At 46.2% G+C, this 17,673-nt stretch carries 10 protein-coding genes, 1 tRNA gene and 2 rRNA genes (1 of these 13 running past the window's edge); 7 read left to right on the forward strand and 6 right to left on the reverse strand.

Translation table 11 applies throughout. From position 1 onward, the window contains the following. Positions 1-97: 97 nt before the first annotated feature. Positions 98-601: a ribonuclease E activity regulator RraA gene (gene rraA, locus GSF13_RS22670; RefSeq protein ID WP_010607046.1), complete on the forward strand. Its 504-nt coding sequence runs from the start codon at positions 98-100 to the stop codon at positions 599-601. An 18-nt stretch (positions 602-619) separates the two neighbouring features. After that, positions 620-1,675, forward strand: coding sequence for an arginase family protein (locus GSF13_RS22675; protein WP_174170531.1), 1,056 nt, complete (start codon positions 620-622; stop codon positions 1,673-1,675). Positions 1,676-1,718: 43 nt separating this feature from the next. Here the strand turns inward: GSF13_RS22675 and GSF13_RS22680 are convergent, their stop codons facing one another. Beyond that, the gene (locus tag GSF13_RS22680; protein WP_010607044.1) at positions 1,719-3,503 is read right to left on the reverse strand and encodes a GGDEF domain-containing phosphodiesterase; all 1,785 of its coding nucleotides are present in this window, start codon (positions 3,501-3,503) and stop codon (positions 1,719-1,721) included. 24 nt (positions 3,504-3,527) lie between these two features. Continuing rightward, positions 3,528-4,751, reverse strand: a complete 1,224-nt coding sequence (hutI, locus tag GSF13_RS22685; RefSeq protein WP_211869062.1) for an imidazolonepropionase — start codon at positions 4,749-4,751, stop codon at positions 3,528-3,530. A 111-nt stretch (positions 4,752-4,862) separates the two neighbouring features. Here hutI and hutC point away from each other — a divergent pair, with 111 nt between their 5' ends. The 3 genes from hutC to hutH all read left to right on the forward strand — a co-directional run bounded on the left by hutC (position 4,863) and on the right by hutH (position 8,996). Next, a complete protein-coding gene (gene hutC, locus GSF13_RS22690) occupies positions 4,863-5,624 on the forward strand; it encodes a histidine utilization repressor (protein WP_017217272.1) in 762 nt (253 codons plus the stop codon). 157 nt (positions 5,625-5,781) lie between these two features. Then, positions 5,782-7,461 (forward strand): urocanate hydratase, encoded by a 1,680-nt coding sequence (gene hutU / locus GSF13_RS22695; protein ID WP_211867177.1) that lies wholly within the window; start codon positions 5,782-5,784, stop codon positions 7,459-7,461. A 2-nt stretch (positions 7,462-7,463) separates the two neighbouring features. Beyond that, positions 7,464-8,996: a histidine ammonia-lyase gene (gene hutH / locus GSF13_RS22700; RefSeq protein ID WP_174170529.1), complete on the forward strand. Its 1,533-nt coding sequence runs from the start codon at positions 7,464-7,466 to the stop codon at positions 8,994-8,996. Here hutH and GSF13_RS22705 read toward each other — a convergent pair. Further along, positions 8,988-9,785 (reverse strand): NADP-binding protein, encoded by a 798-nt coding sequence (locus GSF13_RS22705; RefSeq protein WP_211867179.1) that lies wholly within the window; start codon positions 9,783-9,785, stop codon positions 8,988-8,990. The two genes, hutH and GSF13_RS22705, sit on opposite strands and share 9 nt — an antisense overlap. Positions 9,786-9,912: 127 nt before the next feature. Between GSF13_RS22705 and GSF13_RS22710 the strand changes: the two genes are divergently transcribed. Together GSF13_RS22710 and hemN are read left to right on the forward strand one after the other, a co-directional pair. Further along, positions 9,913-11,943 (forward strand): methyl-accepting chemotaxis protein, encoded by a 2,031-nt coding sequence (locus GSF13_RS22710; protein ID WP_102057645.1) that lies wholly within the window; start codon positions 9,913-9,915, stop codon positions 11,941-11,943. 109 nt (positions 11,944-12,052) lie between these two features. Then, positions 12,053-13,423 carry an oxygen-independent coproporphyrinogen III oxidase gene (gene hemN / locus GSF13_RS22715; protein ID WP_211867181.1) on the forward strand — a complete coding sequence of 457 codons (1,371 nt, stop codon included), beginning with the start codon at positions 12,053-12,055 and terminating at the stop codon, positions 13,421-13,423. Between the two features lie 732 nt (positions 13,424-14,155). Here hemN and rrf read toward each other — a convergent pair. The 3 genes from rrf to GSF13_RS22730 all read right to left on the reverse strand — a co-directional run. Then, positions 14,156-14,269 (reverse strand): 5S ribosomal RNA (gene rrf / locus GSF13_RS22720). Positions 14,270-14,508: 239 nt separating this feature from the next. After that, a 23S ribosomal RNA gene (locus tag GSF13_RS22725) occupies positions 14,509-17,394 on the reverse strand. 276 nt (positions 17,395-17,670) lie between these two features. Then, positions 17,671-17,673, reverse strand: a tRNA-Ala gene (locus tag GSF13_RS22730) (it continues 73 nt past the right edge of the window).

The raw sequence follows: 17,673 nt of genomic DNA on the forward strand, positions 1-17,673 counted from the left end.
ACTTTTAAGACACAAATATGTAAGTTGAATCAAAGCATTGCTAAGCACAAGTATGAGAGTATACTGGTTATCGACAATCAATATTCGAGGATTCAATATGGAATACAGCACTTCTGATCTTTGCGACCACTTTGCTGATGTGGTTGATGTGCTAGAGCCTATGTTCATCAATTTTGGCGGCCAGACGTCATTTAGTGGTCGTATCACTACCGTCAAATGTTTTGAAAACAATGAGCAGATCCAAGATGTACTACAACAAGACGGTACTGGTCGTGTGCTGCTCGTTGATGGTGGTGGTTCAACTCGTCGTGCACTGGTTGATATTGATTTAGCTGAGCTGGCGGTCGAGAACAACTGGCAAGGCATCATCGTTTACGGCGCGGTGCGCCATGTTGATGAATTAGAAGAAAGCGATATTGGCATTCAAGCAATCGCTTCTATCCCAGTAGCAGCAGATAGCAGTGGCAGCGGCGAAGTCGGTATTCCCGTTAATTTCGCAGGTGTCTCTTTTTACGAAGATGATTTTGTTTACGCCGACTCCACCGGCATTATCATCTCTGCGGAAGAGTTAATTTTAGAAGATGATAACGAAGACAATTAAGCGCTAGAAGTAACAGTCATGAGTACAGCAGTCCGTATATATGATGAAAGTAATATTGCCACTTTTGTCAGTGCAAGAGCCGGTGAAACCAGAATTTGGCAAAGCATAAGCTTTTTACAATGTGATCATGACTACGCGGCTTCGCTTAGAGACGCGGCCCAATTTGGGATCCGTTACGTGTTGTTGGGGATCCCCGAGGATATAGGTCCGCGCGCCAATTGCGGGCAAGGCGGCGCCGAGCTCGGTTGGCAAGCCTTCTTAAAACGCTTTTTGAATCAGCCCGATAACCAGTTTTTGTCAGGCGATAAGGTTTTGTTGCTAGGCGAGGTGGATACCCTCGCTATTCAAACGCGTGCACTATCGCTCGATAACGCTAATAGCGAACAGCTAGCGCAGCTACGCACTCTCTGTGCTGACCTCGACAACCAAGTTATTGCAACCCTAGCACCTATCTTTGCTGCAGGCTTGGAGCCAATTATCATTGGTGGTGGTCACAATAATGCTTTTGGTATTTTGCAGGCACATTTTGAGGCCAGCAAGCATGCCGCTGGTGCCATCAACTTTGACCCTCATGCTGACTTTCGAGCTTGTGAAGGGCGACATAGCGGTAATGGCTTCAGTTACGCGCATCAAGCTGGTAGTTTGTCGCATTATCATGTCATCGGCTTGCACGAGCACAAAAACAACCAAACAATCCTTACTCAATTGCAAAACGCTGGATTCGGATTTTCAAGTTATCAAGCGATAAAAACCAGGCAAACTCAGAGTTTATCCGCATCACTCGACAAAGCGTTGGCAACGATGCCAAGCGACATTCCATTAGGCGTAGAGTTAGACGTTGATGCCATCGTCGGTATGCCTGCAAGTGCCCTGACCTATCAAGGCTTCACAAGTAGCGATGCCGAATATTTTGTGTACCGTATGGCTCAGGCTCGACATGCTAAATATTTGCACTTATGTGAAGCAGCCCCGGCTAGACACCCACTTGGTGAGCAGGCGGGTATCGAACATTGTGGCCAAATACTAACGAACCTTGCGAACGCTTATTTAAGTACCCGTCAACAGAGGCGCTAAACACTGTCACAGCCAAACCAATGTAAAGGTAAGGCGCTCCTAGTTATTGAGGTAGCCTTTGTTTCAGCCAACTGATCAAAATATTGCTGTTCTGTGGTCGAGAAAAGTAAAACCCTTGCGCTGCCACCGTGCCAATGCTTTTTACAAACTCGAGTTGCCCGAGAGATTCAATACCCTCGCCAATCACGCGACAGTGCTTTTCTTGATGCATCTCTACAATGCCTTTTACCAAGGATTTGGTATGCCCCATATGCTCTGGTTCTTGCGTCATATTGCGCGACAGTTTCACGTACTCAAAACGCAGTGCGGGTAATTTAGCAAGTACCAGCGGCGCATCACCAAAGCTATCGACACACATTTTTACACCCAAGTTCTTCAAACGACTGATCATCGCAATTTCTTGCTCATCTAGTTCGGCAAGCATACTAGCTGGACACTCGATAATGATAGCGCCAGGGCTTAACTGATGGTTGAGCATAGTGTAGTCAATAAACTCGATAAAGCTTTCGCTCAAGAGCTCAGCACCAAAGACATTAATACTGATGGGAACGCTGATCCCTTCCATTTTCAGTGCCAATGCAATTTCGCATGCACGCTCTAATACATATTCAGCAACGGGAATGGCAAGTCCAACTAAACGAATATCATCAATAAACTCATTGGCACTTAAAATCCCTTGCTTTGGATGCTGCCAACGCAACAGTAATTCAACAAACTCAATGCTGTTATCTTCATGACGAACGACTGGATGAAAATAGAGCTCAAATTCAGATCTAAAGTTGATTTTAGCTAACTCCGACAACCTAACCTGTTGCTCCAGCCGATGAATTTGCATACGTTGTTGATACGGCACGACCTGTTGATGGCTATGCTGATGCGCTTCTGATTGTGTATCTAGCGCTAAAAACACGCAAGAAATCAGGTTCTCAAGCTGCCCCATTTCTTCATCGCAATTTACATAACTCGCACGCATCATGATCTCTAACGTACAGCTACCAACATTGAATGGCTTTAAAGTGCTGTTTGATATTTCCTCTATCAGCTGCTCATGAAAGTGCTTACCATGCTTTAACGAACATACAAACGCAAAGTTAAGACCACCTAGATGCGCCATTTTCGCAGTTTCATTGCCATGAGTGATGGCCATAACATCGCCTGATTGCAAACATTGTGCAATACGATTAGCCGACTGAGCTAGCAGCAAGTCACCAAACTCACGCCCTAAATGAAAATTTACCTGCTCGAAACCCATGAGACGGACTAGCACGAGCATACAAGGGCTCCCTTCCGTTTGGCGATATTCATTAAAAGCACGTTTAAAACTTTGCCGACCAGGTAACCCCAAACTTTCATGCTCGGTGTGGTCATCATTGTGTTCTTTCAATTCAAATTCATTTGCGCTGCTATACGCTTGATAGGCAAGGAAAAGAATATACATAAACACAATGACAATTGCGCCATGCTGGGCAGGAAATGTCCATAGATATTCAGACACAGTCCACATTACTAAAGTGATTATCGCAGCAGCACTTATCAACAATAAGCCACTTTTGTGCTCCTGTAAGCCATGGAATAGATACAGGAGTATCGTCAGAGTAAGTAAATGTAATGTAGTGATATTGCCCGTAAAGGCGAGCAGTATTGCAAGTGTTGCACTGCTAAGGTGAGCCAGCTTGAGCATACCAGAGGGGCGCTGCAACATTAATGCTAACGCCCCCATTACAATGGCTCCGGCCATGCCAGCCATCATTGGCGTAATTAGTATCGCTATTCCTTCAGACAGCAATAATTCCGTGGCTCCGCCACTAGCTGTTGAAATTGAAAGCATAATTTGTTGCTTATAAAAGGATCATTACTGATTAAGTTTACCTAAGATCCACAAATTTGACAGGTCCGCTACACCAAATTGATAACTTAACTGTGCAGGATGGGTAATGTCCCATAACGCTAAGTCCGCGCGCGTTCCAACTTTCAATACTCCACGGTCGCTCAACCCCAAGGCTTTCGCAGCATTAACCGTAACACCGCTAAGCGCTTCTTCCGGTGTCATTCTAAATAATGTGCATGCCATATTTAGCATTAATCGCAGTGAGCACAAAGGCGCAGTACCTGGATTGAAGTCGCTCGCGAGTGCCATTGCTACTTTATGCTTTCTGAGCAAGTCAATTGGTGGTAATTGCGTTTCTCGTAAGAAATAAAAAGCGCCGGGTAAAAGTACCGCAGTCACATCTCCTCTCGCCATCGCTTCCACACCAGCTTCATCAAGATATTCAATATGATCCGCTGAAAGCCCTTTAAACTTTGCCACCAGCTCGCTGCCATGTTGATTAGATAGCTGCTCAGCATGACATTTAACCTGTAATCCCAACTGTTGTGCTCGAGTAAATACTTGCTCAGTTTGCTGATAGGTAAATCCGACGTTCTCACAAAATACATCAACAGCCGTTGCTAATTGGCGCGAAGCAACTTGTGGCAGCATCTCATCACAGACTAAATCAATGTAGGCTTGGCTATTGTCTTTGTAGTCTGGGGGTAATGCATGCGCGCCCAAGAACGTGCTATGCACATCAATCGGGTGATGCTCATTAAGTAGTTGATTAATTTCTAGCAGCTTTAGCTCATTTTCAACGTCTAGGCCGTAACCCGATTTACTTTCAACCGTGGTAACCCCTTCTTTGAGTAAACTATTCAAGCGGTTCTTACCGTTAACATACAGCGTTTCTCTGTCTGCCAATCGTGTCGCCTTAACGGTACTTGCGATACCACCACCTTGCGCGGCAATCTCTTGATATGACGCCCCCAGTAATCGCTGCTCAAATTCGTTGGCCCGAGAACCTGCAAATAAAATATGCGTGTGGCAGTCGATTAACCCTGGGGTCAACCATTGGCCATTGGCTTTATGAATAGGGGTTGCTATGGCGTCAACCTCAGGTAGTTCACTACGAGGGCCTAACCAATTAATTTTGCCATCTTTAATAGCGATCGCTGCGTTTTCTATCGCACCATAAGGGGTATCCAAATTGGGATCCATAGTTGCAATATTGACATCGATAATAAGCAAATCGGCTTCTAACATCATACTTGTCCTAATCTAAATCAAATCCATATGCCAACACATTAAAAGAAACTCGCTCACTGCGAGATTTATCCATTGAGTCTATCAGGGATACTTGTATATACAAGAGAAGTGTGCCATCTTTATTTACATAAATATGAACTCGAGACAACAACTGTGCCTGAGCTTCCTAAATTTGCGCTGATAAAACAATATATTATCGATAATATTCGCGCCGCGCGCTGGCTCGAAAACGAGCGCGTGCCGTCGGAAAATGAGTTAGCTGACCAATTTAATGTTAGCCGAATGACCGCAAGACGAGCACTAAGCGAGCTAACTGAAGCCGGAATTTTAACTCGTAGCCAAGGTCTAGGTACTTTTGTTGCCAGTTTTAAATCTCAGTCTTCGTTACTTGAGATCCGCAATATTGCCGACGAGGTCAACGCACGCAATGGCAAATACTCATGCACCGTACTAACGCTTGAACTTATTGCAGCAGTAGCACCTATCGCCATTGCACTAGGTGTAGAAGCGGACGCGCCAGTCTACAGAAGCGTAATTGTACATAATGAAAATGAACAACCACTGCAAGTCGAAGAGCGCTTTGTCAATCCACAGTTGGCACCGGAGTATTTAGACCAAAACTTTGAACTGACTACCCCTCATGAATATTTATCTCAAGTCGCGCCACTCACTGAGGCTAGACACACCGTTGAAGCAGTTATGCCATCACCAGAGGTTTGCCAGTGGCTTGGGCTTTATAATGAAGAACCATGCTTACAAATGATCCGCCGAACTTGGTCTGCAAAGGGCATTGTTAGCTTCGCGAGATTAATTTCGCCAGGCAGTAAATATCGCTTAGGTGGTCATCTCACCTTTAAGCAAAGGTCGTAACACATAAAGTGTCGCCAAATATCGCGGCAGATAAATCAAAACGACATGGCAGCCTCGGTTGTCATGCAATACAAATAGACTAACAACCTAGTGAAACTAAGCAATCGCAGCAACTAGACGTTTCACTTAGGTTGTATATACAACAGGAGAGAGCAGAATGAGTGATAACCCAAGATTAGATCCTAGCCGCGAGATCCGCGCGCCACGAGGTGCAGACATTACCGCAAAGAACTGGCTGACTGAAGCGGCAAAGCGAATGTTGATGAATAACCTTGACCCTGAAGTTGCGGAGCACCCAAATGCACTAGTCGTTTATGGCGGTATTGGCCGTGCCGCTCGCGACTGGGCATGCTTCGATAAAATCGTTGAAACGTTAGACCGCTTAGAAGAAGACGAAACCTTACTGGTGCAATCAGGTAAACCTGTCGGGGTATTCAAAACTCATAGCAACGCTCCTCGTGTATTAATTGCTAACTCAAATTTAGTACCACATTGGGCTAACTGGGATCACTTCAACGAACTCGATAAAAAAGGCCTGATGATGTACGGCCAGATGACCGCTGGTTCTTGGATCTATATTGGCTCACAAGGCATAGTACAAGGCACATACGAGACCTTTGTAGCAATGGCAAAGCAACACTTTAATGGTGAGGCAAAAGGCAAGTGGATCTTAACCGGTGGCCTTGGCGGCATGGGTGGCGCGCAGCCACTCGCGGCAACTATGGCAGGCTTTAGCGCCCTCGTTGTTGAGTGTGATGAGTCACGAATCGATTTTCGTCTTAACACACGCTATGTTGACCGAAAGGCAACCACACTTGATGATGCGTTAGCTATCATTGATGAAGCGAATGCTGCAGGGCAACCGGTATCAGTTGGCCTGTTGGGCAATGCAGCGGATGTTTATGCTGAATTGGTTGAGCGCAATATCACGCCTGACGTAGTGACCGATCAAACTTCTGCGCACGATCCATTAAACGGCTACTTGCCGCAAACGTGGACTATGGCTCAGGCTGCCGCGCTTCGCGAAAGCGATCCACAAGCAGTTGTAAAAGCCGCAAAACAATCTATGGCGGTGCAAGTACAAGCCATGCTAACGCTGCAATCGCGCGGAGCCGCAACAACTGACTACGGGAATAACATTCGCCAAATGGCCTTAGAAGAAGGGGTTGATAACGCCTTTGATTTCCCAGGCTTTGTTCCAGCCTATATTCGTCCACTGTTTTGCCAAGGCATAGGTCCATTCCGTTGGGTTGCGCTGTCTGGCGATCCTGAAGATATTTATAAAACAGACGCGAAAGTTAAAGAACTTATCCCAGACGACCCACACCTTCACAATTGGTTAGATATGGCGCGCGAGCGCATTCAATTCCAAGGCCTGCCAGCTCGTATTTGCTGGGTTGGACTGAAGGACAGAGCGCGTTTAGCACGAGCATTCAACGAAATGGTCAAAAATGGAGAACTCAAAGCACCGATTGTGATTGGTCGTGATCACTTAGATTCTGGCTCTGTAGCCAGTCCAAACCGTGAAACGGAATCGATGATGGATGGTTCAGATGCAGTATCGGACTGGCCGTTACTCAATGCCTTGTTAAACACGGCTGGCGGTGCAACTTGGGTCTCACTGCATCACGGCGGTGGTGTTGGTATGGGTTTCAGTCAACATTCGGGAGTCGTTATTGTGGCAGATGGCACAGACGAAGCAGACGCCCGTTTATCTCGCGTACTATGGAATGACCCAGGTACCGGTGTAATGCGTCATGCCGATGCCGGTTATGACATAGCCAAAGACTGTGCAAAAGAACAAAAACTAGATTTACCTATGCTGGAAGGAAAGTAAGTATGTACTCACTAAATTTAATCCCAGGCCAACTGACTTTAAACACGTTACGACAAATCAATCAACAGCCTGTTCATCTCAGCTTAGACGAATCAGCGAAAGCCGCTATTGCTAACAGTGCAGACACAGTTCAGCAAGTAATCAAAGAAGGGCGCACCGTTTACGGCATTAATACGGGTTTTGGCTTGCTGGCCAACACCAAAATTGCAAAAGACGAATTAGAGTTGCTACAACGCTCTATTGTACTGTCGCACGCAGCCGGTATTGGCGAGTTAATGGACGATAGCACCGTTCGACTCATGATGGTACTAAAAATCAACTCACTCTCTCGTGGTTTCTCTGGGATCCGCTTGGATGTAATTGAATTCTTAGCGGCCTTGGTTAATGCCGAAGTCTATCCTTGTGTGCCCAAGAAAGGCTCAGTCGGGGCATCAGGCGATCTTGCACCACTATCGCATATGTGTTTACCGATCCTTGGCGAAGGTCAGGTTCGCTATCGTGGTGAGCTTATCGATGCCATCGATGGGTTAAAAATAGCAGGGCTTGAACCACTTACTTTAGCTGCAAAAGAAGGTCTCGCACTACTTAACGGTACACAAGCATCTACAGCCTTTGCACTGCAAGGCCTATTTAGAGCAGAAGATCTTTATGCGCAAAGCTGTGTCGTTGGTTCAATGAGCATTGAAGCGGCTATGGGCAGCCGCTCGCCATTTGATGCGCGTATTCACGAAGTCCGCGGCCAGCAAGGCCAAATCGACACCGCACTGGCGTTTAGAGATATCTTACAAACTCGCTCAGAAATAAGTGATGCTCATGTTGATTGTGAAAAAGTACAAGATCCTTATTGCTTACGTTGTCAACCACAGGTGCTTGGTGCCTGTTTAACTCAGATCCGCCAGGCCGCTGAGGTGATCCTTGTAGAATCCAATGGGGTAACAGATAACCCGCTGGTATTTGCTGATGCTGGAGATATTATTTCTGGCGGCAACTTCCATGCAGAACCTATCGCGATGGCGGCTGATAACCTAGCGCTAGCCATTGCTGAAATTGGTGCATTGGCTGAACGTCGTATCGCGCTGCTTATTGATTCGAGCTTATCAAAACTGCCTCCCTTCTTAGTTAACAATGGCGGTGTAAACTCGGGCTTTATGATTGCGCAAGTCACTGCTGCGGCACTGGCCTCTGAAAACAAAACACTCGCACATCCTGGCAGTGTTGACAGCCTCCCAACCTCGGCAAACCAAGAAGACCATGTTTCCATGGCAACCTTTGCGGCAAGACGCTTACAGGAAATGGCTGACAACACCCAAGGTGTACTCGCAGTTGAATATCTTGCTGCAGCGCAGGGGTTAGATTTTAGAGCGCCACTTAAGCCATCTGACAAAGTGGCTACTGCTCAGCAAATATTACGAGCAGTCGTGAGCTTTTATGACAAAGATAGGTATTTTGCACCCGATATTGAAAGTGCTAATGCGTTATTGGGTCAAGCTGCACTGGCGCACTTGCTACCAGCACAACTCTTACCTTCAGCCTAACTCAGATTCATTAACAATCGGATGATGATAGGCAAAGCCGAGTTCGGTAATACGCTCGGCTTTGATAATGCGCGCTTCTTCTTTTGACGAAGCGAAACTTGGCATCTCAGTCCCTAACTTTTCACAGTGATATTGATAAAACGCCTGTCTCGTGGGGTGCGCTGGATAACAAACATTATAAATGTCTGCAGCATCCTGCCACCGCGCGATCACGGTATTGATTGCAGCAACAACATCACCGCGATGAACCATATTCACTCTACCATTCGCTGAGCTAGACAAGGCTTTTCCTGCTACAAATCGCCCAGGCTCCCTACCGGGACCTTGAAGACCTGCTAAGCGCACCACTTTACCGCCTGCGTTAAGCACCATCTCTTCAGCAGTTCTTAGTATATCAACACGCTGGTTGGCTTTATCCGCTAACTTACCTTGTTCATCATATTCACCATTTTCGGTGCTATAAACGCCAGTGGTCGAACACAATAAGAAGCCTGCTGCTGACATCTTCTTTGCAAGTAACAATGCCTGTTCTAACGTTTCTAAATAGTTACTATCGACATGCCTCGCTCTTGGTGGGATCGCACACACCCAATACGCGTTGTGTAAAGAAATTGAGTGCGCTAAGGTGCCATTTTCAGTCAAGACCAGCTGCCTTGACCAGCTATGCATCTCGCTAGCTTGGGTTCTGGTGCCTTCTATTTGCCACCCTTGCAACTCAGCTTCGCGACACAACGCTTCACCGAGCCAACCCGCGCCCAGTACCACCAGACTGCGATTTAATACTTTCATATGAATATTACCTTAACCAAGAAGTTACCTTGTATTATCTATGTAAAAGAAGTTAACGCAAACGGTGGCGTTCTCCTGTTATCTATGGTTTGATTACCGTTTGCATAAGCTAAAAATAAGAAGTGTCATGCTTGAGAATTTATCCCTTAGAAAGAAAATATTGCTGCTAATTGGCGGCACCATTTCCGTATTATTAATTATTGCATCAAGCTTTTTCGTCAGCCATATTGCAACGCTCTCTCGAGATGGAATTGAACGAGAAACGCAAAGCTATATTCAAGCTGAAAAATTGGCGATGGAAGCATTCTTTGGCCAATACGGCAAAGTAGTTGAAACCTTTGTTTCTACGCCTCACAACATTCATTGGTTTGAAAATTATAATACCCGTGGCGCCGATCTGACTAAAGATAAAGACTATCAAGAGGTCAATGAAGACTTAGTTAGAATCGCCAAAGGTGATGAAAATATTCTCTCAGCCTTTATTGCCTCAGCAAACACCGGTGAATATTTTAAAGAAAATGATCGTACATCAGCATATTCGGATGGTCGACCTTACTACGCCTATCAGCGCCCATGGTGGCAGGATACGCTGGATGTAGGTAAATTGTATGTTGGTCCAATTGCAACCGATATCAATACCGGTGCAGTGTCTGCTGTGATCCGTCAACCTATCTACAATAACGCCGGCAAACTCGTCGCCATGGGTGGCGTCGACTTACAGATCAATAAATTGAACGATATGGTTGAACGTATCAAGTTTCAAGATAAAGGTTTTGGCTTTTTGCTCGATGGTGATTTAAATGTTGTGCATTTATCCAAGCGTACTGGTCATTCACTCTCTACCACAGATGAAGGCGAGAAAGGCAAAGAAGGTTTAGATGGCCTTGAATCCCAGTTTTCCAATACATCAGGCTTTGACGCTCTAAATGCCGCTATCAAGCGTAACCCCGTTGGCAATAGTACAGTCACGTTCAAAGGGGAAGCGTATTATGTTGTTTATGACAATGTGAAATTAGACAACCCCCTATTGGATTGGCACGTTGGCCTACTTATTCCGGTGTCGCTGATCGAAGCGCCTGTAAATGACGCCGTAATGAGCACAATCACAGCCTTGATTATTATCTTAGCCATTATCGTGGCAATGATCTTGCTCGCCACGCAAATGATCACCAAACCGATTGTAGCGCTAACCGAAACCATGCGAGACATCGCATCAGGTGAAGGCGACCTAACTAGACGTATCGATATCACCAGTAAAGATGAAGTTGGTCAACTCGCGCTGCATATGAATACCTTCATCGATAAACTTAGAGCAATGATGCTCGATACCGCAGCACAAGCTGAGCAATTAAGTAATGCTTCCGCCCAATTGCGTGAAGTATCAAACAATACTAACAGCGAAATTCAGCGCGAAAAAGAACAGGTAGATAGCGTAAGCGCGGCAGTGACCGAGATGGCAGCCACTGTGACTGAAATCTCACGTAATGCACAAGAGACCAACCAAGCCGCTGATGTCGTACAACGTATTACCAATGAAGGTGCAGGACGTTCATCACAAGCCCAAGAAGTCATGACTGAACTAGCACTCCATATTGGTGAGGCCGCAAAAGTGGTTGCCGGACTTGAACAAGAAACCAGTAACATAGGTGCTGTTATCGATGTGATTAACGGTATTGCTGAACAAACGAACTTACTGGCACTCAATGCCGCCATAGAAGCCGCCAGAGCGGGCGAGCAAGGTCGAGGCTTTGCGGTGGTTGCTGATGAAGTCAGATCGCTTGCAAGCCGCACGCAAGAGTCTACCGATGACATCCGCAATATGATCTCTCGTTTACAGCAAATTGCACAACAAGCTTCAGTGATGATGCAGCAAGGTCAAGACCGCGCAGAGGGGACCGTAGAGGAAACGCAAGCCGTGCTTGATGCCTTAAAAGAAATCACAGAGTCGGTCACGACAGTACAAGACCAGAGCCATCAAATTGCGACATCAACAGAGCAGCAAACCGTTGTTGCAGAAGATATTAACAATAGCCTTAACCAAATTAATGAGCTCGTCAATAGCACGGCTAACCACGCCAATGTACTGGCAGATGAAGCCCGCGACTTGAACGACTTAGCCAAGGCGCTTAACTCAACAGTAAACCAATTTAAGCTTTAATCAAACACTAAAACACGTCGCAATCGCGGCGTGTTTTGATCTGAGGCAAGTCTAGCCCAGACGGTAAAAAGTACACTGACACTCTTAATAAAACTCGAGAGTGCGTATCGTGATTAATTTACCTATTTGGAATGATTCCCTTATCAACAAGTACAATATATCTGGTCCTAGATATACCTCATATCCAACGGCCTTATCGCTTGAGTCTGGTTATAGCCAAAAAGAGTTACAAGCGGCTATTACGGGCTCTAAATCTCGTTCACTCTCGCTGTATATTCATATCCCTTTTTGTCATCAACTATGTTACTACTGTGGCTGTAATAAAATCATTACTCGTCATCAATCCAAAGCTGACGTTTACCTAGATTACTTAGCACAAGAAATCGCAGCAAAAGCGCCGCTATTTTCTGAGTATCGTGTAGAACAACTTCATTTAGGCGGTGGTACACCAACTTTCTTAACTACAGAGCAAATGACACGTCTAATCGAAATGCTCAATAGTGCATTTAACTTCTCTCAAAGTGCACAGCGTGGTATTGAAATAGACCCAAGATCACTTGCACCAAATATGATGCGTCACCTACACGAGCTCGAATTTAATCGTGTGTCTTTTGGCGTACAAGATTTTAATGATGAAGTACAAGCTGCGGTAAACCGCCCACAGCATCTAGATGAAGTGCTGGCTACCTTAACTGAAGCGAGAACGCTCGGTTTTAAATCTATTAATATGGATATGATCTATGGGTTACCATTTCAAACAGTAGAGAGCTACAAGCAAACGATTGAGCAACTTATTGCGCTTTCTCCCGATAGAGTCTCTGTATTTAACTATGCCCATCTTCCGGATAGATTTGCAGCACAGCGAAAGCTAAAAGAAGCCGACATGCCAAGTGCGGGAGAAAAACTTGAGATCTTTAAGCAAACACTGGAACAGATGACCACTGCTGGATATCAATTCATCGGTATGGATCACTTCGCCAAAAAAGACGATGAGCTAGCTGTGGCGCAAAATGAAGGGCATCTACACCGTAATTTTCAAGGCTATACCACTCATGGCGAGTGCGACCTGTTAGGTCTTGGTGTGTCATCCATTTCTCAAATTGGTCATATGATCTTGCAAAATGAGAAAGAGTTAAAACCTTATTATCATGCTTTAAGTGATAAAAGATGTGCGATCACTAAAGGGATAACCTTAAGTGGTGATGATGAAATACGCGCGGCTGTGATCAAACAGCTTATTTGTCATTTTGAGTTAGATAAAAAGGTGTTCGAGCAACGTTATGATATAAATTTTGACGAATATTTCGTTCAAGCACTTAACGCTCTAGAGCCGCTAGCAGCAGATGGACTGGTAGAGCTGAATGAACACACCATAAAAGTCACAAGTAACGGCAATTTGTTTATTCGCATCATCTGCATGTGCTTTGATGCTTACTTACAAAACCAAGTCAAAAACACCCGCTTCTCTCGCGTTATTTAACCACCTAACCCTCTCAAACCTCCCACAATACTGTGTTTATGGTGGGAGTGAGTGCACCTCGCGAGCCTTTCTATGCCCCAAAGCTATACCCAAACAGAAAAAACCGTCGTATTGTTGAAACTGGTTTTGATGTACATGGGTGTTCCACATTATTTTTGAGCCGAAACTTTCATTGTAAGCCATCGGCGGGTAAACCACCTCCCACCATGTTGCACTGTGCCTATACTATGGTAGGAGCGAGTTTACCTCGCGAGGTTTTTCGGAATTTCATTGCAACCCCTCGGCGGGTAAACCGCCTCTTAGCATGTTGCACTGTGCTGATATTGTGGTGGGAGCGAGTTTACCTCGCGAGATTTTCTATACCCCAAACAGCAAAAAACCCGTCGCATCTCTGCAACGGGTTTTGATGTACATGGATGTTCGAATGTCGATGAAGTTCATGGATGAACGCTTTTCATCAACCTCTTATTTGGCCCTGGCTCGCTACGAAGTAGGATGTTCTCATTTTTTAAATAGAGAGTCACATGGGTGATCCACACTATCATTGACCGGGGCCTACCCTTCGGCTGTTTTGTTTCACTTCTGAGTTTGGGTGACGAGAAACCGAAGCACCGCTTCGCAGTTCGAGGAAGTGAGCGCAAGGACGCGCGAAGGGGAGATGCTACATGGAAGTACTTTACCCCAAACAGCAAAAAACCCGTCGCATTGCTGCAACGGGTTTCTCTTATTTGGCCCTGGCGATGTTCTACTTTCACATGGGTAATCCACACTATCATCGACGCTGTTTTGTTTCACTTCTGAGTTCGGCATGGGGTCAGGTGGGTCCAAAACGCTATAGTCACCAGGAAAACTGGGTGCAAATGTCTAATGACATCGTGCCTCGCACGAGCATTCCATTTGCGCAAGGTGAACCGATTTCGCGATACCGCTTAGGTTGGTCACCTTGTTTAATTCTTAAATCCGGAAAAGCTATTAAATTCTTTTGTCTACTTTAGTCTATTAACTTCTGTTAGCTAAGGCCTCCATGGATGGAGGTCATGCTAGGAATTGTCTGGAACAATTCTAGTAAACCACTTTGGCGTTGTATGGTTAAGCCTCACGGGTAATTAGTACGAGTTAGCTTAATGCCTCACAGCACTTCCACATCTCGCCTATCAACGTTGTAGTCTTCAACGGCCCTTCAGTTGACTCTAAGTCAAAGTGAGAACTCATCTCGAGGCCTGCTTCCCGCTTAGATGCTTTCAGCGGTTATCAGTTCCGAACGTAGCTACCGGGCAATGCAATTGGCATCACAACCCGAACACCAGCGGTTCGTCCACTCCGGTCCTCTCGTACTAGGAGCAGCCCCTCTCAATTCTCAAACGCCCACGGCAGATAGGGACCGAACTGTCTCACGACGTTCTAAACCCAGCTCGCGTACCACTTTAAATGGCGAACAGCCATACCCTTGGGACCGACTTCAGCCCCAGGATGTGATGAGCCGACATCGAGGTGCCAAACACCGCCGTCGATATGAACTCTTGGGCGGTATCAGCCTGTTATCCCCGGAGTACCTTTTATCCGTTGAGCGATGGCCCTTCCATTCAGAACCACCGGATCACTATGACCTACTTTCGTACCTGCTCGACGTGTCTGTCTCGCAGTTAAGCTTGCTTCTACCATTACACTAACCGTACGATGTCCGACCGTACTTAGCAAACCTTCGTGCTCCTCCGTTACTCTTTGGGAGGAGACCGCCCCAGTCAAACTACCCACCAGGCACTGTCCTCAACCCCGATTCAGGGGCCTAAGTTAGAACATCAACACTACAAGGGTGGTATTTCAAGGTCGGCTCCACAGAAACTAGCGTTCCTGCTTCAAAGCCTCCCACCTATCCTACACATGTAGGGTCAATGTTCAGTGCCAAGCTGTAGTAAAGGTTCACGGGGTCTTTCCGTCTAGCCGCGGGTACACAGCATCTTCACTGCGATTTCAATTTCACTGAGTCTCGGGTGGAGACAGCGTGGCCATGGTTACACCATTCGTGCAGGTCGGAACTTACCCGACAAGGAATTTCGCTACCTTAGGACCGTTATAGTTACGGCCGCCGTTTACCGGGGCTTCGATCAAGAGCTTCGACCGAAGTCTAACCCCATCAATTAACCTTCCGGCACCGGGCAGGTGTCACACCGTATACGTCATCTTACGATTTTGCACAGTGCTGTGTTTTTAATAAACAGTCCCAGCCACCTGGTCACTGCGGCTCTCGTTTGCTTACAGAGCAAGTCCTTCACAAACAAGAGCGTACCTTCTCCCGAAGTTACGGTACAATTTTGCCTAGTTCCTTCACCCGAGTTCTCTCAAGCGCCTTAGTATTCTCTACCTGACCACCTGTGTCGGTTTAGGGTACGATTCAGTATGAACTGAAGCTTAGAGGCTTTTCCTGGAAGTAGGGCATCAACAACTTCACCACCTTGGTGGCTCGTCTCGACTCTCAGCCTTGGCAACCCGGATTTTCCTAAGTCACCAGCCTACAGCCTTTCACATGGACAACCAACGCCATGCTTGCCTAGCCTGCTCCGTCCCCCCATCGCATTCATACCGAGTACGGGAATATTAACCCGTTTCCCATCGACTACGCTCTTCAGCCTCGCCTTAGGGGTCGACTCACCCTACCCTGATTAACATGGGATAGGAACCCTTGGTCTTCCGGCGGAGGAGTTTTTCACTCCTCTTGTCGTTACTCATGTCAGCATTCGCACTTCTGATATGTCCAGCATGCCTCCCGGCACACCTTCAGCCACTTACAGAACGCTCCCCTACCCCGCATACTTACGTACGCAGCCGTAGCTTCGGTGGTATGTTTAGCCCCGTTACATCTTCCGCGCAGGCCGACTCGACTAGTGAGCTATTACGCTTTCTTTAAAGGGTGGCTGCTTCTAAGCCAACCTCCTAGCTGTTTTAGCCTTCCCACATCGTTTCCCACTTAACATACACTTTGGGACCTTAGCTGACGGTCTGGGTTGTTTCCCTCTCCACGACGGACGTTAGCACCCGCCGTGTGTCTCCCGGATATTACTTTACGGTATTCGGAGTTTGCAAAGGGTTGGTAAGTCGGGATGACCCCTAGCCTTAACAGTGCTCTACCCCCGTAAGTATTCGTCCGAGGCTCTACCTAAATAGATTTCGGGGAGAACCAGCTATCTCCCGGTTTGATTAGCCTTTCACTCCTAGCCACAGGTCATCCCCTAACTTTTCAACGTTAGTGGGTTCGGTCCTCCAGTTGATGTTACTCAACCTTCAACCTGCCCATGGCTAGATCACCGGGTTTCGGGTCTATACCCTGCAACTTAAGCGCCCAGTTAAGACTCGCTTTCGCTACGGCTCCCCTAAATGGTTAACCTCGCTACAGAATATAAGTCGCTGACCCATTATACAAAAGGTACGCAGTCACCCAACAAGTAGGCTCCTACTGCTTGTACGTACACGGTTTCAGGTTCTATTTCACTCCCCTCACAGGGGTTCTTTTCGCCTTTCCCTCACGGTACTGGTTCACTATCGGTCAGTTGGGAGTATTTAGCCTTGGAGGATGGTCCCCCCATATTCAGTCAAAGTTTCACGTGCTCCGACCTACTCGATTTCACTTTAGATAAGTTTTTGTGTACGGGACTATCACCCTGTTTCGTCATGCTTTCCAGCATATTCCACTAACTACACTAAAGCTTAAGGGCTGCTCCGATTTCGCTCGCCGCTACTTTCGGAATCTCGGTTGATTTCTTTTCCTACGGGTACTTAGATGTTTCAGTTCTCCGCGTTCGCCTCGTTAACCTATGTATTCAGTTAACGATACCTGCAAGCAGGTGGGTTTCCCCATTCGGAAATCCTAGTCTCAAGCGCCTCTTACTGGCTTGACTAGGCTTATCGCAAGTTAGTACGTCCTTCATCGCCTCCAACTGCCAAGGCATCCACCGTGTACGCTTAGTCACTTAACCATACAACCCAAAATAGTTTTAAGTTGTACTGCTAAAGACAGTTTAACTTCGCCAGAAGTTAATATTGAATACTAAAGTAGACGCTAATTAATCATCGAAATGATTAATCGGCATTTTCTTTCGAAAACTCGATAAATAACTTTCGTTATCTATCAGAATTTAATTTTTCAGCTTTTCCAAATTTTTAAAGAGCAAGAGAATAACTTCTCAGAGTTAAAAACTCTCAGTTACTTAAACTTGAGTAAGAGTGTTTATCTATAAGAAGGTGTAGTAAAGTGG

This window comes from Pseudoalteromonas sp. M8, assembly GCF_018141365.1.
GTDB lineage: Bacteria > Pseudomonadota > Gammaproteobacteria > Enterobacterales > Alteromonadaceae > Pseudoalteromonas.

Coding starts and splice junctions, on each gene's coding strand:
- rraA (WP_010607046.1), top strand. CDS start 98: ATGGAATACAGCACTTCTGATCTTTGCGACCACTTTGCTGATGTGGTT.
- GSF13_RS22675 (WP_174170531.1), top strand. CDS start 620: ATGAGTACAGCAGTCCGTATATATGATGAAAGTAATATTGCCACTTTT.
- GSF13_RS22680 (WP_010607044.1), bottom strand. CDS start 3,503: ATGCTTTCAATTTCAACAGCTAGTGGCGGAGCCACGGAATTATTGCTG.
- hutI (WP_211869062.1), bottom strand. CDS start 4,751: ATGTTAGAAGCCGATTTGCTTATTATCGATGTCAATATTGCAACTATG.
- hutU (WP_211867177.1), top strand. CDS start 5,782: ATGAGTGATAACCCAAGATTAGATCCTAGCCGCGAGATCCGCGCGCCA.
- hutH (WP_174170529.1), top strand. CDS start 7,464: ATGTACTCACTAAATTTAATCCCAGGCCAACTGACTTTAAACACGTTA.
- GSF13_RS22705 (WP_211867179.1), bottom strand. CDS start 9,785: ATGAAAGTATTAAATCGCAGTCTGGTGGTACTGGGCGCGGGTTGGCTC.
- GSF13_RS22710 (WP_102057645.1), top strand. CDS start 9,913: ATGCTTGAGAATTTATCCCTTAGAAAGAAAATATTGCTGCTAATTGGC.